The sequence below is a fragment of the Rhizobium sp. NLR22b genome (assembly GCF_019685295.1).
GTDB lineage: Bacteria > Pseudomonadota > Alphaproteobacteria > Rhizobiales > Rhizobiaceae > Rhizobium.
The window spans coordinates 472,296-487,120 of record NZ_JABDWM010000001.1; the positions used below are offsets into that span (position 1 = coordinate 472,296).

13 protein-coding genes and 1 pseudogene are annotated in these 14,825 nt (G+C 63.3%); 7 read left to right on the plus strand and 7 right to left on the minus strand.

Annotated features, from left to right (window positions below; translation table 11 throughout):
• Nucleotides 1-205 precede the first annotated feature (205 nt).
• The 3 genes from HJC00_RS02210 to HJC00_RS02220 all read left to right on the plus strand — a co-directional run bounded on the left by HJC00_RS02210 (nucleotide 206) and on the right by HJC00_RS02220 (nucleotide 5,996).
• Nucleotides 206-3,958, plus strand: coding sequence for a peptidoglycan-binding protein (locus tag HJC00_RS02210; RefSeq protein WP_221163581.1), 3,753 nt, complete (start codon nucleotides 206-208; stop codon nucleotides 3,956-3,958).
• Nucleotides 3,959-4,272: 314 nt separating this feature from the next.
• Entirely contained in the window at nucleotides 4,273-5,196 is a 924-nt protein-coding gene (locus tag HJC00_RS02215; protein ID WP_210629298.1) for a sulfite exporter TauE/SafE family protein, read from the plus strand.
• On the plus strand, nucleotides 5,196-5,996 hold the full coding sequence (locus tag HJC00_RS02220; protein WP_221145923.1) for a TIGR02186 family protein: 801 nt from the start codon (nucleotides 5,196-5,198) through the stop codon (nucleotides 5,994-5,996). The genes HJC00_RS02215 and HJC00_RS02220 overlap by 1 nt, the downstream gene beginning before the upstream one ends.
• Nucleotides 5,997-6,031: 35 nt before the next feature.
• Here HJC00_RS02220 and HJC00_RS32305 read toward each other — a convergent pair.
• Nucleotides 6,032-6,318: pseudogene (locus HJC00_RS32305) on the minus strand (YciI family protein).
• A gap of 12 nt (nucleotides 6,319-6,330) precedes the next feature.
• Nucleotides 6,331-6,939, minus strand: coding sequence for a TetR/AcrR family transcriptional regulator (locus tag HJC00_RS02230; protein WP_221163583.1), 609 nt, complete (start codon nucleotides 6,937-6,939; stop codon nucleotides 6,331-6,333).
• 194 nt (nucleotides 6,940-7,133) lie between these two features.
• Between HJC00_RS02230 and HJC00_RS02235 the strand changes: the two genes are divergently transcribed.
• On the plus strand, nucleotides 7,134-7,691 hold the full coding sequence (locus tag HJC00_RS02235) for a dihydrofolate reductase family protein (protein ID WP_221145918.1): 558 nt from the start codon (nucleotides 7,134-7,136) through the stop codon (nucleotides 7,689-7,691).
• A gap of 287 nt (nucleotides 7,692-7,978) precedes the next feature.
• A complete protein-coding gene (locus HJC00_RS02240; protein WP_221163584.1) occupies nucleotides 7,979-8,560 on the plus strand; it encodes a transglycosylase SLT domain-containing protein in 582 nt (193 codons plus the stop codon).
• Nucleotides 8,561-8,598: 38 nt separating this feature from the next.
• Here HJC00_RS02240 and pdeM read toward each other — a convergent pair whose 3' ends face one another.
• From pdeM to HJC00_RS02255, 3 genes are read right to left on the minus strand one after another with little or no spacing between them, the layout of a single operon-like run.
• Nucleotides 8,599-9,324 (minus strand): ligase-associated DNA damage response endonuclease PdeM, encoded by a 726-nt coding sequence (gene pdeM, locus HJC00_RS02245; protein WP_210631697.1) that lies wholly within the window; start codon nucleotides 9,322-9,324, stop codon nucleotides 8,599-8,601.
• Nucleotides 9,325-9,347: 23 nt separating this feature from the next.
• A complete protein-coding gene (locus HJC00_RS02250; protein ID WP_221163585.1) occupies nucleotides 9,348-11,867 on the minus strand; it encodes a ligase-associated DNA damage response DEXH box helicase in 2,520 nt (839 codons plus the stop codon).
• Nucleotides 11,868-11,916: 49 nt separating this feature from the next.
• Nucleotides 11,917-12,549: a YitT family protein gene (locus HJC00_RS02255; RefSeq protein WP_210629305.1), complete on the minus strand. Its 633-nt coding sequence runs from the start codon at nucleotides 12,547-12,549 to the stop codon at nucleotides 11,917-11,919.
• A 126-nt stretch (nucleotides 12,550-12,675) separates the two neighbouring features.
• Between HJC00_RS02255 and HJC00_RS02260 the strand changes: the two genes are divergently transcribed.
• Both HJC00_RS02260 and HJC00_RS02265 read left to right on the plus strand, forming a co-directional pair.
• Entirely contained in the window at nucleotides 12,676-13,176 is a 501-nt protein-coding gene (locus HJC00_RS02260) for an Rrf2 family transcriptional regulator (protein ID WP_221163586.1), read from the plus strand.
• Between the two features lie 21 nt (nucleotides 13,177-13,197).
• A complete protein-coding gene (locus HJC00_RS02265) occupies nucleotides 13,198-13,659 on the plus strand; it encodes a carboxymuconolactone decarboxylase family protein (RefSeq protein ID WP_221145912.1) in 462 nt (153 codons plus the stop codon).
• A 51-nt stretch (nucleotides 13,660-13,710) separates the two neighbouring features.
• On the opposite strand, the gene HJC00_RS02270 is transcribed toward HJC00_RS02265, so the two are convergent.
• Nucleotides 13,711-13,878, minus strand: a complete 168-nt coding sequence (locus HJC00_RS02270) for a hypothetical protein (RefSeq protein ID WP_210631717.1) — start codon at nucleotides 13,876-13,878, stop codon at nucleotides 13,711-13,713.
• Between the two features lie 305 nt (nucleotides 13,879-14,183).
• Entirely contained in the window at nucleotides 14,184-14,819 is a 636-nt protein-coding gene (locus tag HJC00_RS02275; RefSeq protein ID WP_221158001.1) for a YitT family protein, read from the minus strand.
• Nucleotides 14,820-14,825 lie beyond the last annotated feature (6 nt).

Genomic DNA, 14,825 nt, shown 5'->3' on the forward strand with positions numbered 1-14,825 from the left:
GCGGATTGAGCCGTAGTGATCCGCATTCCTTTTCCCCGTCTCGCGTTTCCCAAGGATGCCGCTACATCGTTCAGCGCGAGGAAAGTCTAATTGACTATCTTCTCATGGATGAAGGCGCTCCGGTCCGTGACAGGCGCGGGCCATAGACGGAAAAGCCACGGATCGGGCTCTGACGAGAGGTCGAACAGTCGAAGCGAGCAAGAAGATGAACGGATCGCGATCAAATCCTTCCCGACAGTCCGACAGGACCTCGCTCGATGCGCTGAACCGCACGATCGAAGGGCTGGAGGCGCGCATCGAAGGGCTGATGGGCAGCGGACGCGATCAGCGGCCGCGCACGCCAACGGCCGAGCGCGATCCTTATGCGGCCCCCCATGCGCCGCGGCCGGCAAGGGCGCCGCTCGAGCCGCGGCCGGATCCGCTGGCGGAAATTCGCCAGCGCCAGCGCGCATTGGAAGCGGGCCGCGAACGCTCCTATGGGCGCGAGCAGGCCGCTCAGCTGCGCGACCCCGCACCCCGCGCCGCGGCGCCACTCGCCGCCCCTGCCTTGCGCGCCGGCGACGACACGATGACCGAGATCGCCCAGGCGCTCGTCAACCTGCGCCAAGACCTGAAGCGCGACATTTCCGAGGGCGTGTCCCGCGAGATGAGCGCGCTGCGCGCCGAACTCCGCGAGATCAAGGCTACTGCCGGAGACAGCCGCTTCGCCGACGACATCCGCGCCGACATGGGCCGTCTTGCCCAGAGCATCAGCCAGTTGACCGGCCGCTCGAGCGGCCCCGAGGCCGCCGGCCTGCGGGAGGAGTTCGAGGAGCTGCGCTCGCTGATGGACGGACTGGCGCGCGAGGATTCGCTGCGCCACATGGAAAACCGCTGGGACGGCGTCGAGAGCCGGCTTGCCGCACTCGATACCGAGGGGCTGCAGGAAGAGCTCGTTTCGCTGGCCTACCGGCTCGACGATATCAAGCGCCATATCGGCGGCATGGGCGAAAGCCCGGCGGTGCGGGCACTGGAAGACAAGCTGATCGCCATCGCCACGGCGATGGAGCAGTTCGGCAACATGATCCAGCCGCATGACCGGGTCATGTCCGAGCAGTTCGCGGCCATGGACACGCGGCTCGATGAGATCAGCCGGGCGATCGCCGCCAGCGGACGCGCGGCCGCCGGCAACGATCCGACGCTGATGCAGCGGCTGGAAAGCCGCCTCTCGTCGCTCGCCGACCAGATCGACCTGATGAGCCATGACGCGGCCAGCCGCGCAAACCCGGCCGACGAGCTGGCGATGCGGCTTGAGGCGCTGACGGAGCGTGTCGAGGAGCTGACCAAGGCGGAAGCGACGTCGCGGCTCGACGAGCGCCTGGAACATCTTTCCTACCTGCTGGAGCGCACCCAGATGGCGGCCGCGCAACCCGACCTCACCGGACCGCTTTCCGACATCTCCCGCAAGATCGACGCGCTCGAGAACGGCGCCGTCAACGACGTGCTGGCTCAGCGGCTCGATTATCTCGCCCGGCGGATCGACGAGATGGCCCATCAGCAACCCGCACCTGCCGCGGCGATCGATGACAGAGCCTTCCAGCGTCTCGAAGGCCGGCTGAGCGACATCGCCGCCCGGCTGGAAGAGACCACAGCGGCGCCGCCAACCGATCCGCGGGCGCTGAAGAACCTCGAAGACCAGATCGCCAATCTTTCGGCGCTGATGAGCGAGCCGCGCGAAGGCGCCGCAATTCCGGCCGATCTCGACCGGCGCATGGGCGCGATCGAAGACTATATGGCGACAAGCGACGAATATATCATCGAGGCGGCGCGCCAGGCGGCGGAAGCCGTCGTCGAGGCCTATTCGCGCAATGGCGGCCTGCAGGGCGGCGTGCCCGCCGCCGACCTGTCGGCGCTGACGGCGCTGGCCGAGGATCTGCGCCATCTCGAGGATATCAGCCGCGACAGCGAGGAGCGCACGCACAAGACCTTCAAGGCGCTGCACGAGACGCTGGTCCATATCGCCGAGCGCCTCGACAGCATGGAAGAGCGCGGACGGCCGATCGCTCAGATGCCGGTGGCCGACGTCGATTTCGATGTCGACCCCTACGCGCTGTTGGTGACCGAAGCCGCCCAGACACCGGAGGCGGTCCTGGCGGCGAAGGCCTCTCCGGTCATCCGCACGGGAGAGGTCGCAGCCGAACCGGTCGCCCAGGCTACGGCGATGAGCGCGACGAGCGCAATCGCCATCGAAGCCGCAACGCGGCCGCCGGAGGCCCCGACGCCGGCACCGGTAAGAACCAGCCTGCTCGCCAGCCTTGGCAAGCGGCTGCGGCCCGCCAAGAAAGCCGAGACGCAGGCGAACGAGCGACCGGTGATCGACCCGGCGCCGTCGATCGATCCCGCCGACGTGGTTCCGACGGATGCCGCGAACGAACTGCTCGAGCCGGGTTCGGGCGCGCCCGACGTCAAGAAGATTCTCGAGCGGGTGCGCGCCAGCCAGAATGCCCAACGCGGCAAACCTGCCGTCGAGACCGATCGCGCCGATTACATCGCCGCTGCGCGCCGGGCGGCGCAGGCAGCCGCAATGGAAGTGGACGCCAATCCGAAGCAGGCGGCAGTCAAGGCCGAGAAGAAGGCCGCGAATGCCGACAAGGCCGGCAAGGCGGGCAAAACCAGCGCCTTTTCGCGCTACCGCCGGCCAATTCTTCTCGCCGTCGGCGCCGTGCTGCTCGCCATCATGGCCTTTCCGCTGGCCCGGACGCTGACGAGCGGCGAACCCGCACCGCAGCCGCCGGCGGAGGTCTCGGCACTGACGGGGGTGACGGACAACCCGCAGCCGGTCCTGCCTGAGGCAACACCCGCCAAGCCGGACACCGGCTCTGCCGATATGAACGCCCCTGCAACGGAGCGCGCGCCGGCCATCGATCAGGCGCAGCCGGAAAAAGCCCCGGCTGCCGCCGGCGATCATCTGACCGATGCAACCCCGCTCGACGGCGAAGGGGCTGCAACCTTGGCCCCCGCCGGCTCGTCCGCGGCTACGCAGGAAACCTCGAGCTTCACTCCGAACAGCCCGACCGCAGCGGCGGCCGCGCCGCAGGCAGCGATCGCCATCCCCGACAGCGTGCAGCCGAAATCACTTGCCGATGCGGCGCAGGGCGGCGACGCCCTGGCGCTGTTCGAGATCGGTGCGCGCTATTCGGACGGCCGCAACGGCATGGGCGTCGATCAGAAACAGGCCGCAGGCTGGTACCAGCTTTCGGCCGACAAGGGTTTTGCACCGGCGCAATACCGGCTCGGCAGCATGTATGAGAAGGGCAACGGCGTCGAACGCGACATCGCCAAGGCGAAGGGCTTCTACGAGCAGGCGGCGACCCAGGGCAATGCCAGCGCCATGCACAATCTCGCCGTTCTCTACGCCTCCGGCGCACTCGGCCAGCAGGATTATGCGACGGCGGCGTCGTGGTTCACCAAGGCCGCCAATCTCGGCATCACCGATAGCCAGTTCAACCTGGCAATCCTCTGCGCGAGGGGCAACGGCGTTCCGGCGGATCTGGAAGAATCCTACAAGTGGTTCGCGATCGCCGCCAAAGCCGGCGACAAGGATGCAGCGCAGAAGCGCGACGAAGTGGCCAACGCCATGAAGGCCGACCAGCTCGAACGGGCGCGCGCCAAGGCCGATCTCTGGAAGCCGGAACCGCTCGACCATCGCGCCAACGGCATCGACATTCCCGACGAATGGGCGGGCACGGGCATGAAGACGGCAACCGTCGACATGAAGAAGGCGATCCGCAACATCCAGGCGATCCTCAACAATAACGGCTTCGACGCCGGCGTGCCGGACGGCGAAATGGGGGCGAAAACCGTCGCCGCGATCAAGAGCTTCCAGAAGTCGATCGGCCAGGAGCCGGACGGCAAGGTGAGCGACGCGACCGTCAAGGCGCTGCTCGAACGCAACAAGCAGGTCGCCAAGGCGATCTGAGGCGCGTCGACGAAGGCCGAGCCTAAGACCCCTCGCCAGCCCCTCCCCACAAGGGGGTTAGGGAGGGTCTTCGCCGGCCCCGCGGCGCTTTGCCGCAAGCTTTTCCGAATTTTTCCAACGGTCGTCACAAAACCTGAAAAAAGCCCGATTATGGCGGACATATCGATCCGCGCATCGCCGAATCTCCTGCCATCGATCTCCATCCATCAGGGCCGATCGAAAGCCTCTGGCAACGATTTCACAGTATGGTGTGCATTCGAACGGGGACATGACAGGAACCGCCCGGCAGGAGCGGTCATCATTCGGGGTCGGTTGTGACAATCTATCTGCCAATCGCAGAATTGTCGGTGAATATCTTCATCATTCTCGGCATGGGGGCGGCCGTCGGATTCCTGTCTGGAATGTTCGGCGTCGGCGGCGGTTTTCTCATCACCCCGCTATTGATCTTCTACAACATCCCGCCCGTCGTCGCCGTCGCCACCGGTGCCAACCAGGTCGTGGCGTCGTCGATTTCGGGCGCGATCACCCATTTCCGACGCGGCACGCTCGACGTCAAGCTCGGCACGGTGCTTCTGGTCGGCGGTCTTTCAGGGGCGACCGTCGGCATCTGGATCTTCTCGCTGCTGCGTGCCATCGGCCAGCTCGATCTGATCATCTCGCTGATGTATGTCGTCTTCCTCGGCACGGTCGGCGGGTTGATGCTGCTCGAAAGCATCAATGCCATGCGGCGGGCGGCACGCAATGAGCCGCCTGTACCGCGCAAGCCGGGCCACCAGCACTGGGTGCACAAGCTGCCGCTCAAGGTGCGCTTCAAGAAATCGAAGATCTTCCTCAGCGTCATTCCGATCATTGCGCTCGGCTTTGCGATCGGTATCCTCACCTCGATCATGGGTGTCGGCGGCGGCTTCATCATGGTGCCGGCAATGATCTACCTCCTGCGCATCCCAACCAATGTCGTGGTCGGCACCTCGCTCTATCAGATCATCTTCGTGACCGCCTATACGACGATCGTGCAGGCGGCGACGAACTTCTCCGTCGACATCGTGCTTGCCTTCATCCTGATGGTGGCGGGTGTCGTCGGGGCGCAATACGGCGTGCGCGTCGGCCAGAAGCTGCGCGGCGAACAGCTGCGCGCCCTGCTCGGCCTGCTGGTGCTGGCCGTCGGCCTGCGTCTGGCGATCGCGCTGGTGGTCACGCCGGCGGACGTCTATTCGGTGGTGATGGGGACCGGCAACTGATGCGCCTGCTTGCCTCGATCCTCCTGCTCCTGTGTCTGCAGCCGGCGGTTGCCGGAGCGCAGTGGCTGCCGGGGCAGGCAACGGAAGCGGTGCGCGAGGGGCTCGAGATCGGCACATCGACCAGCGAAATCGCCATCACTTCGGATTTCCATGGCGCGGATCTGACGATCTTCGGGGCGCTCTCGAACACCGACCAGCTGCTGCTCGCCATTGGCCAGTATGACGTGGTGGTGGTGCTGGAAGGCCCGCGCGAGGACGCAACGGTGCGCAAGAAGGAACGCGTCTTCGGCATCTGGGTGAACAGGCGCTCGATGACTTTCGAGGCGGTGCCGCATTCCTATTCGATGTCGAGCTCGCGCATGATCGACGATCTGACGACGCCGCTCGAACTCACCGATCAGGGGATCGGCATCGACCACATTCCGCTGACGCCGGTCGGCTTCGTCGGCGACGGCAGCAATCTCGGCGAATTCCGTCAGGCTTTCCTCCGACTGCAGCAGGGCGGTGCGCTTTATGACCGCAACCCGAGCGGCGTGCGGTTCGTTTCATCGAACCTCTTCAAGGCGAGCCTGCGCCTGCCGGCAAATATTCCGAACGGGGTGCATACGGTGCGTGCCTATCTCTTCAAGAGCGGCAATCTCATCACCGATAAATCGCTGCCGCTGCGCGTCATCAAGACGGGCATCGAGCAGACGATCACCGATGCGGCCCATGATCAGCCGATCCTCTACGGCTTTGCGGCCGTGGCGCTCGCCGTCGTCACCGGCTGGGGGGCCAGCCTGATCTTCCGCAAGGAATGATCCGGCGCCGACGGCGAAATCATCGCGCCCTTGTCTCATGTCTTCAGGAAGGCGAGCCGCTCATCGACGCGGGCGGGGGCAATTTCCAGAATATCGGCGCTGACGACGCCTTCCGCTACAAAAGGATCCTGCCGGATCCGGGTTTCGAGTTCAGCGCGCGAGGTGTTGTGAGCGACGACCGCTCCACCTGCGTTCGGCTGAAGGCCGCCGGCGAGAAAAAAATCCCATCGTCGAAGCCGCGTTTGAGCCAGGCATTGTGCGCCTCTATCAGAACGGGCGCTTTGGCCTTGCCATCAGAAAACTTCAGCGTAATGAAAAACATCCAAGGGCTCCTTTAGCAATCCTGTCGGGAATAGGTTTCGGGAAAGACGGGTGTTCCGGGCCGCTGCGCAGACAGCCAGGCGCGCATGTTTTCCACCTCGTTTCGAACAAAGATTTCGTCGTGATAGGCGGCCGCGAGCGTCGCAACACCTTGGCTTCGCATCAGAATGTGCATGGCAAGCGCATCGGCTTCAGCCTCGCGGCCGAATGCGCTGAATTGACGTGAGAGCCAATGGCGAAACAGATCGAAAAGTTCGGCAGCGCGGCCCTTGGCAATGTGATCGAGCTTGGCGAGTTCGCCGCAAAGCGTGCCGACCGGACAGCCATAGGCCATGATCTTCGCCTGATTGACGATGAGGAGATTGACGAAGCTGAGAATGCGCTCCTCAGGGGTCTCGGCTTTCGCTTCCCACCCATCGAGCATTGACCTGGTCTTGCGGAGGCGATGGGTGATCACCGCATCGAGAAGCTCGTCCTTCGTCTTGAAGTGATAATAAAAATTGCCTCGCGAGAGTCCGACTACTCCCGCAATGTCGGCAAAGGACGTTGCTTCGAAGCCTCTTTCATAGAAAAGCCCGTCGGCGGCTTCCACTATCTGCTGTCGGGTGGCCGCAGCGACCATTATATTCTCCCTCTATCCGCGAAGGCTACGACTCGTAGGTCATTTGACCTAGACGGTATTTGGACAATCGACCTAGAAGAGTCAAGCGCCGAGACCCTTGTCGATGGAGCCTTTCGAACCACTTGCCTTTCGCAATCAGTTGTACTATCGTGAACCAGTTGCTTATTGAAACTGGTTTTTCGAGGAGGATAAAAATGCGGAAGCTTGTCGTGTGGAACCTGATGACGCTCGATGGCTATTTCGAGGGAACGAAACCGTGGGACATCGACTTCCACAATCTCGCCTGGGGACCGGAGCTCAAGCGCTATGCCGAGCAGTTCGGCGAGGAAGGTGATCTTCTGGTCTTCGGCCGCAAGACCTATGAAGGCATGGCCGCCTACTGGCCGACCGCGGAGGACGAAGACAAGATCAAGGCCTATATGAACGGCACTCCCAAGATCGCCGTCTCTCGAACGATGACCGATCCCGGCTGGAACAATGCGCGTGTCGTCAGCGATCCTATCCCCGAGTTGAGGAGGCTGAAGCAGGAAGACGGCAAGACCATCTTCATCTTCGGCAGCGCCGTGCTTGCCGACAGCCTGCTGAAGGCCGGCCTCATCGATGAGATCAGGGTCTGCGTGGTGCCGGTCATTCTCGGCGGCGGCAATCCCCTTTTCAAAGCGAACGAGGCCCAAGTGCCGTTGAAGCTCATCGAATCCTCGACCACGCAAAGTGGCGCGGTGATCCTGCGCTACGAGCCGGTCGAGGCGTAGCGGCCCGTGGGTCTTGGCTGTCTAGTTCCTGAAAAAGACCCTTCCCCAACCCTCCCCACAAGGGGGAGGGGCTTATATGCCGCCCCCGCTGCTCTCCATATCACCCTTGCATCTGCGGAAAGGCTGACGTCTGCCCAATTGGCGCAGCGCCTTAGCCCCTCCCCTTGTGCGGAGGGATTGGGGAGGAGTCTTCATAATGGCATCCCTTCGGAAAAGCTCGTATTCGACTAAAAACCGGTTTTTAACATTTACGAGTTAGTAATCTCTCGGAAACGAGAGGTTCTGTTATGCGTACTCGTATCGTTCTGACCGCCGTGGGTCTCGCGCTGCTTGCCGGCTGCGCGACGGCGCCGAAGCAGACGAGGAACATCTGCGCCGTCTTCGACGAGCGTGAAGGACTTTTCTCCAGCTGGCAGAGGGCGGCCGAGCGGACGGAGAAGAAATACGGCGTGCCCGTACCGATCCTGATGGCGACGATGTACACCGAATCCGGCTTCCAGCCCTATGCGCGGCCGCCGCGCACCAAGCTCTTCGGCTTCATTCCCTGGACCCGGCCGTCGACGGCCTACGGCTATTCGCAAGCGCTCGACGGGACATGGGATCACTATCAGTCGCAGACGGGGAACTGGGCGGCGCGGCGGACGAATTTTACCGACGCGATCGATTTCATCGGCTGGTATCATTACCAGAACAGCGTGGACACCGGCATTCCACTGAACGATGCCTATAACCTCTATCTCGCCTATTATTCCGGTCCGACCGGATATAAGCGCGGTGACTGGCGCTCGAACGGGCAATTGCAGCAGACAGCGCAGAAGTTCGCACGCATGGCCGGGATGTATCAGCAACAGTTGCACGGGTGTGATTGAGTTCAAAGGCGTGCCGTGTGGCACCCTATCGACAGGCGCTACCCCCGCAAATTCCCGTAGCGGACCGAATAGATCCTGTCGCGTCCCAACAGGTGCGCGATCAGCGAAGCTTTGTCGAACAGGCCCTTCATCGCCTGATGGCCGAGGTCGAGACCACCGCTCATCACCCCGAAGGCCGGCATCAGGAGGCGGGCGCCATCGGCGGCAAAACAGGGGCGGCGGATCGATCTTTCGCGTCGGCGCACGGTCGCCGAAGGATGCAGATGGCCGGCGATCTCGCCGCTCTGTAAGCCGTTTCTCGGCTCGTGGCGGAAGGTCAGGCCGGCATAGTGCACCTCGTCGACGCAGGCGCCCGGGAGATCGACGACGCCATCGGGATCGTGATTGCCGTTGACCCAGATCCATTCGCGGCCACGCGCCATGCCGACGATCAAAGCGCGGAAATTGTCCGGCAGATGCTTCGAGCCGATGCGGTCGTGAAAATTGTCGCCGAGCGAGACGACGAGCTTCGGGTCGTAACGCGAGATGACGGCGGAAAGCACGGTCAGCGTCGCCAGCGTGTCATAGGGCGGCAGCATCATGCCGCGGCGGGCGAAGGCGGCACCCTTTTCCAGATGCAGGTCGGAGACGACAAGCAGGCCGGCATCCGGCAGATAGAGGGCGCCGAGCGGATCGCAAACGGCGGCAATACCGTTCACCGATGTCTCGATGCCCGGTATTGCGGCCAGTCCCGATATGTCGCGCGCGAGCGCCAAGCGGTTCATCACTGTCGTCGTTTCCAAATTCGTCAAGCCAGAGCTTCGGCGATCAGATCGTCGGCCGCTTCGGCGAGCAGCGCATCATGGGCCTCGCCCGGCACCGCCTCCCGTCCGATCTCCAGCATCACCGGCACGGCGAGCGGGGAAATATGGTCGAGCGGCCGGTGGGTGATGTGGCCCATGATTCGCATCAGCATATCGCCAAGACGACTTATGTCCAAAAGTCCCGTCGCCGCATCCTGGCGCGTCGCCTGCAGCAGGATGTGATCCGGCTCATGGCTGCGCAGCACGTCGTAGATCAGATCGGCCGAGACGGTGATCTGGCGGCCGCTCTTCTCCTTGCCCGGATGGCGGCGCTCGATCAAGCCTGCAATCACGGCGCAATTGCGGAAGGTGCGCTTCAGCAGGAAGGATTCGGCGAGCCAGGCTTCGAGATCGTCGCCGAGCATATCCGCATCGAAGAGGTCGGAGAGGCTGAGCCGGCCATTGCCGATCATCAGCCCCATATCCTCCAGGCCCCAGACGGCCAGCGAATAATCGGTGGCGACGAAACCGAGCGGCTTGGCGCCCGCCCGCTCCAGCCGGCGGGTGAGCAGCATGCCGAGCGTCTGATGGGCGAGACGGCCCTCGAAGGGATAGGCGACCATATAGCCGCGGCTGCCGCGCGGAAAGGTTTCGATCAGGAACTCGTCGCGTTTCGGCAGCATCGACTTGTCGGTTTGCAGCGCCAGCCAGTCGCGCACCTGATCCGGCAGGTGGCGCCAGCGATCGGGATCGGCGATCATCGCCCGCACCTGCTCGGCGAGATAGGTCGACAGCGGAAACTTGCCGCCATTATAGGCGGGGATCTTCGGATCGAGCGAAAAGGCCTGCGAGGCCAGGCATTCGTTTTCCCGGATGCCTTCGAAACGCAGCACCTTGCCGGAGAAGACGAAGGTGTCGCCCGGCGACAATTGCTCGAGGAAATATTCCTCGACCTTGCCCAACGTGGCGCCGCCGCGGCCGATCCGGCTGCCCTCGCCGCGCTTGACCATGCGGATGTTCAGCATCGGGCTTTCGACGATGGTGCCGAGGTTGAGGCGGTACTGCTGGGCGACGGCCGGATTGGAGACGCGCCAGCGCCCCTCCTTGGTTTTGCGGATGCGGGCGTAACGCTCGTAGGTCCGAAGCGCATAACCGCCGGTCGCGACGAAATCGACGACGCGCTCGAAGGTCTCCCAGCTGAGATCGGCATAGGGCGAGGCGCTGATGATTTCATCGTAGAGTTCCAGCATGTCGAAAGGTTCGGCGCAGGCCATGCCGAGCACGTGCTGGGCGAGCACGTCGAGCGCGCCGCGGCCGACGGGCGGCGTGTCCTGGGCGCCGATATAATTGGCGTCGAGGGCGGCCTGGCACTCCATCACCTCGAAACGGTTGGCCGGCACGAGGATCGCCTTCGAAGGCTCGTCCATGCGGTGATTGGCGCGGCCGATGCGCTGAGCAAGACGCGAGGCGCCCTTCGGCGCGCCGACATGGATGACGAGATCGACATCGCCCCAGTCGATGCCGAGATCGAGAGTTGAGGTGGCGACGACGGCGCGCAGCCGGTTTTCGGCCATCGCCGCCTCGACCTTGCGGCGCTGGGCGACATCGAGCGAGCCGTGGTGGAGGGCGATCGGCAGATTGTCGTCATTGATCGTCCAGAGTTCCTGGAACAGCATCTCGGCCTGGCTGCGGGTATTGACGAACAGCAGCGTCGTCTTGTGTTCGAGCAGCTGCTTGTAGACATCGGGAATGGCGTAACGGGCGGCATGACCGGCCCAGGGAATGCGCTCCTCGGTCGACAGGATCGAGATATCGGGTTTGGCGCCGCCTTCGACGACGACGAGACCGGCATGATGCTCCCTGCCCTCCTGCCCCCCGCCCTCCCTTTGGGCGACCAGCCATTTCTGCAGGTCCATCGGCTCGGCAACCGTCGCCGAAAGCCCGATCGTCTTCAGGTCGGGGGCAAGCCGGCGCAGGCGGGCAAGGCCGAGCGACAGCATATGGCCGCGCTTGGAGGTGACGAGCGAGTGCAGCTCGTCGAGCACGACATATTTCAGGTCCTTGAAGAAACGCTCAGCCTCGCGGTTCGCCAGAAGCAGGGCGACCTGCTCCGGCGTCGTCAGCAGAATATCCGGTGGATTGAGCTTCTGGCGCTGGCGCTTGGCAATCGGCGTATCGCCGGTGCGATTTTCTATCGTGACGGGCAGACCCATCTCTTCGACCGGCTTCATCAGGTTGCGCTCGATATCGATCGCCAGCGCCTTCAGCGGCGAGACGTAGAGCGTATGGATACCGGTGAAGGCGGAGCCGGGCGGAATTTTGCCGCGGCGGGTGAGATCGGTGAGCGAGGGCAGGAAACCGGCCAGCGTCTTGCCGGCGCCGGTCGGCGCGATCAGCAGCGTGCTCTGGCCGGCCTCGGCGCGGGCGAGCAGCTCCAGCTGATGGGCGCGCGGGCGCCAGCCCTTTTCCGCAAACCAGCGGGTAAAGGCGGCAGGCAGCAAGGTGTCGGAATCGATCTGGTCCACGTCCTGAAGGTAGTGAAAAGCGGGCGAAAAAGAAGAGCAGGGCCGCCGCCTACATCGCGATATAGCGGTCCTTGCGGTGATTGATGGCGAGCGTCAGGTTGAGCACGACGGCGCCAAGCACGGAGCAGGCGATGATGAAGGGGCTGGCGACGAAGAAGGAGAGCGCCAGCACGATGCCGTCGAAGCCGAGCTGGACGAGGCCAGCGCGCCAGCCGAAGCGATCCTGGATATAGAGGGCGAGAATGCCGATGCCGCCGAGGCTGGCGCGGTGGCGGAAGAGCGCCAGCATGCCGGCGGCAATGACGAGGCCGCCGAACAGCGCTCCGGCAACCGGATGGACATGCGTCACGCCGATGAATCCAGGCGCGAACTCGGACAGGACCGAGGTCAGTCCGATTGCGATGAAGGTCTTGATGGTGAAGGCCGGGCCCAGACGGCGGAAAGCGAGATAATAGAAGGGCAGGTTTACGGCAAAGAAGCAGAGACCGAAACTGATCCCGGTGGCGTAATGGGCCAGGAAGGCAAGCCCCGCGGTGCCGCCGGCCAGCAGACCGGCGCCGGAAAGCAGCGAGACGCCGAGCACGGCGAGCATGCTGCCGGCGACGATACCCTGCGCGTCGTCGAACAGCGAATGGCGATCGGCGCTGGAATTCAGGAGGCCCGTGAAGGCATTGGAGGCCATGATGTTCCCCTATCGGCTTTGCCGTTTTCTATCCGGCGCAGGGATAAAGACAAGTGCCCAGCGACGCCGTTGACAGCGCACATAATCATAGATATATTTTATCCATGATTAGTGGAGATGGCATCGATGAAAATGAGCGATGGAGTCGAGCAGGCCATTCACAGCGTCGCCATGCTCTCCGGCCTCTCCGAAGGCGGTGTGCTTTCGGCGGCTGCCCTGGCGGAATTCCACGGTGTTTCGACGAGCTACCTGCTCAAACACCTGCAAGCACTGTCGGGCGCGGGCATCCTCGATACCGTGCCGGGGCCGAAGGGCGGCTATCGGCTGGCGAAGGCGCCAGCGGACATTTCGCTGCTCGACATATTGCTTGCGGTCGAAGGGCCGGCGCCAGCCTTCCGCTGTGCCGAAATCCGCCAGCGCGGACCGAACCCGGTTTCCGAGCGCTTCTTCGCCAAGCCCTGCAACATAAGCGCCGCGATGCTCCGGGCCGAGCGGGTCTACCGGGCCGAACTCGCCAAGACCAGAATTGCCGATCTCGGCATCGAACTTGCCGCCCTCGACGACGGATCGATCGCAGCCCGGGGCTGCGCCTTCCTTGAAATCCATGAACGCAAGACGGCTCGTTGAGTCACAACATAGGAGAAAGACATGCAACCGCGTTTCAACTTCGCCAAAGCCGCTCCCGATGCTTACAAAGCAGTGGTCGCACTCGAACAACATGTCCAGTCTTCCGGGCTGGAGCGCCGCTTCATCCACCTGATCAAGCTACGCGCCTCGCAGATCAACGGCTGCGCCTACTGCGTCGACATGCATGTGAAGGAAGCCCGCCATGATGGGCTCAGCGAACAATGGATCAACCTGATGTGCGTCTGGCGGGAATCGCCGATCTATGACGCGCGCGAAAGGGCGCTGCTCGGCTGGGTCGACGCGGTGACCAATGTCGCCAAGACAGGCGCGCCGGACGCAGATTACGAGGCATTGAAGGCGCATTTCTCCGAAAAGGAGATGACCGAGATCACGGTGGCGATCGGTGCGATCAATATCTGGAACCGCCTTGCCGTCGGCTTCCGCTCGCAGCATCCCATCGACCAGGTGACGAAAGCCGCGTAAGCGATATTCACGGGAACCGACCCGAATATCTCGGGTCGGTCGATTATCTCATCATTGGTGATCGGCAGCGGCCCGCGCGACAACGGCGTCAGCGCCGTTGCCGGAGAGGTCTATGCTGTTGAATATGTCGCGGACAACCTTGGTAATTTCCTCTGCGGAAGCGCCCTTGGCGTATTCTTCCTGCATGCGGCGTCTTACGAGTTTTTCCAGATCTGACATGGTTCACCTCATCAATCCGGCGCGACAGGAGTGTCGCGCCGGGGCTGATCTGAGGCAAGTTACGATTTGTTTAGAGTGGGTTACCGATTTGTAAGGTTTGAGTTTGGCCGTGGGCGCCAGGAAAGAGACCCCTCCCCAACCCCTACCACGAGGGGGAGGGGCCAAGGCGTTGCACCAACTGAGACAAACGTCAGGCTTCTGCGGCTGCAAGAGTGAAATAGAAAGCAACGAGAGCGGCATATAAGCCCCTCCCCTTGTGGGGAGGGGTTGGGGAGGGGACTTCTCTTAGGATGAGGCAGCCACCCTTACAGCGCAATATAACGATCAGCGCGGTGGTTGATGGCGACGAAGAGGTTGAGGACGATGGCGCCGAGGACCGAATAGAAGACGACGGGCGGCGTGGTGACGAAGAAGGCGGCGGCGAGCACGCACATGTCGATGGCGAGCTGGACGAGACCGGCGCGGATGCCGAAGCGTTCCTGCAGGTAGATGCCGAGAATGCCGACGCCGCCGAGGCTGGCGCGGTGGCGATAAAGCGCCAGCAGGCCGAAGCCGAGCAGCAGGCCGCCGAGAAGGGCGGCCCAGGCAGGGTGGATGCTCGAAATCGAGAGGAAGCGCGACTGCACCTCAGCCAGCACCGAGGTCAGACCGATGGCGATAAAGGTCTTGAGGGTGAAGGCCAGGCCGAGGCGCTTCCAGGAGAGATAGAAGAACGGCAGGTTGAGCAGGAAGAAGGCGAGGCCAAAATTGACGCCGAAGGCATAGTGCAGGAGGAAGGCGACACCGGCGGTGCTGCCGGTGAGAAGGCCGGCGCTGGCGAGCACATAAAGGCCGAGGGCGGCAACCAGGCTGCCGGAGAAGATACCCTGCACGTCTTCGATCGGTGTATGGCGCGTCGCGCTGGTGTTCCAGACGCCAAGGGCATTGATGCGCTGTGTCATATCCCA

Coding starts and splice junctions, on each gene's coding strand:
- HJC00_RS02260 (WP_221163586.1), top strand. CDS start 12,676: ATGAAAATGAGCGATGGAGTCGAGCAGGCCATTCACAGCGTCGCCATG.
- HJC00_RS02240 (WP_221163584.1), top strand. CDS start 7,979: ATGCGTACTCGTATCGTTCTGACCGCCGTGGGTCTCGCGCTGCTTGCC.
- HJC00_RS02275 (WP_221158001.1), bottom strand. CDS start 14,819: ATGACACAGCGCATCAATGCCCTTGGCGTCTGGAACACCAGCGCGACG.
- HJC00_RS02255 (WP_210629305.1), bottom strand. CDS start 12,549: ATGGCCTCCAATGCCTTCACGGGCCTCCTGAATTCCAGCGCCGATCGC.
- HJC00_RS02230 (WP_221163583.1), bottom strand. CDS start 6,939: ATGGTCGCTGCGGCCACCCGACAGCAGATAGTGGAAGCCGCCGACGGG.
- HJC00_RS02210 (WP_221163581.1), top strand. CDS start 206: ATGAACGGATCGCGATCAAATCCTTCCCGACAGTCCGACAGGACCTCG.
- pdeM (WP_210631697.1), bottom strand. CDS start 9,324: ATGAACCGCTTGGCGCTCGCGCGCGACATATCGGGACTGGCCGCAATA.
- HJC00_RS02220 (WP_221145923.1), top strand. CDS start 5,196: ATGCGCCTGCTTGCCTCGATCCTCCTGCTCCTGTGTCTGCAGCCGGCG.
- HJC00_RS02270 (WP_210631717.1), bottom strand. CDS start 13,878: ATGTCAGATCTGGAAAAACTCGTAAGACGCCGCATGCAGGAAGAATAC.
- HJC00_RS02265 (WP_221145912.1), top strand. CDS start 13,198: ATGCAACCGCGTTTCAACTTCGCCAAAGCCGCTCCCGATGCTTACAAA.
- HJC00_RS02235 (WP_221145918.1), top strand. CDS start 7,134: ATGCGGAAGCTTGTCGTGTGGAACCTGATGACGCTCGATGGCTATTTC.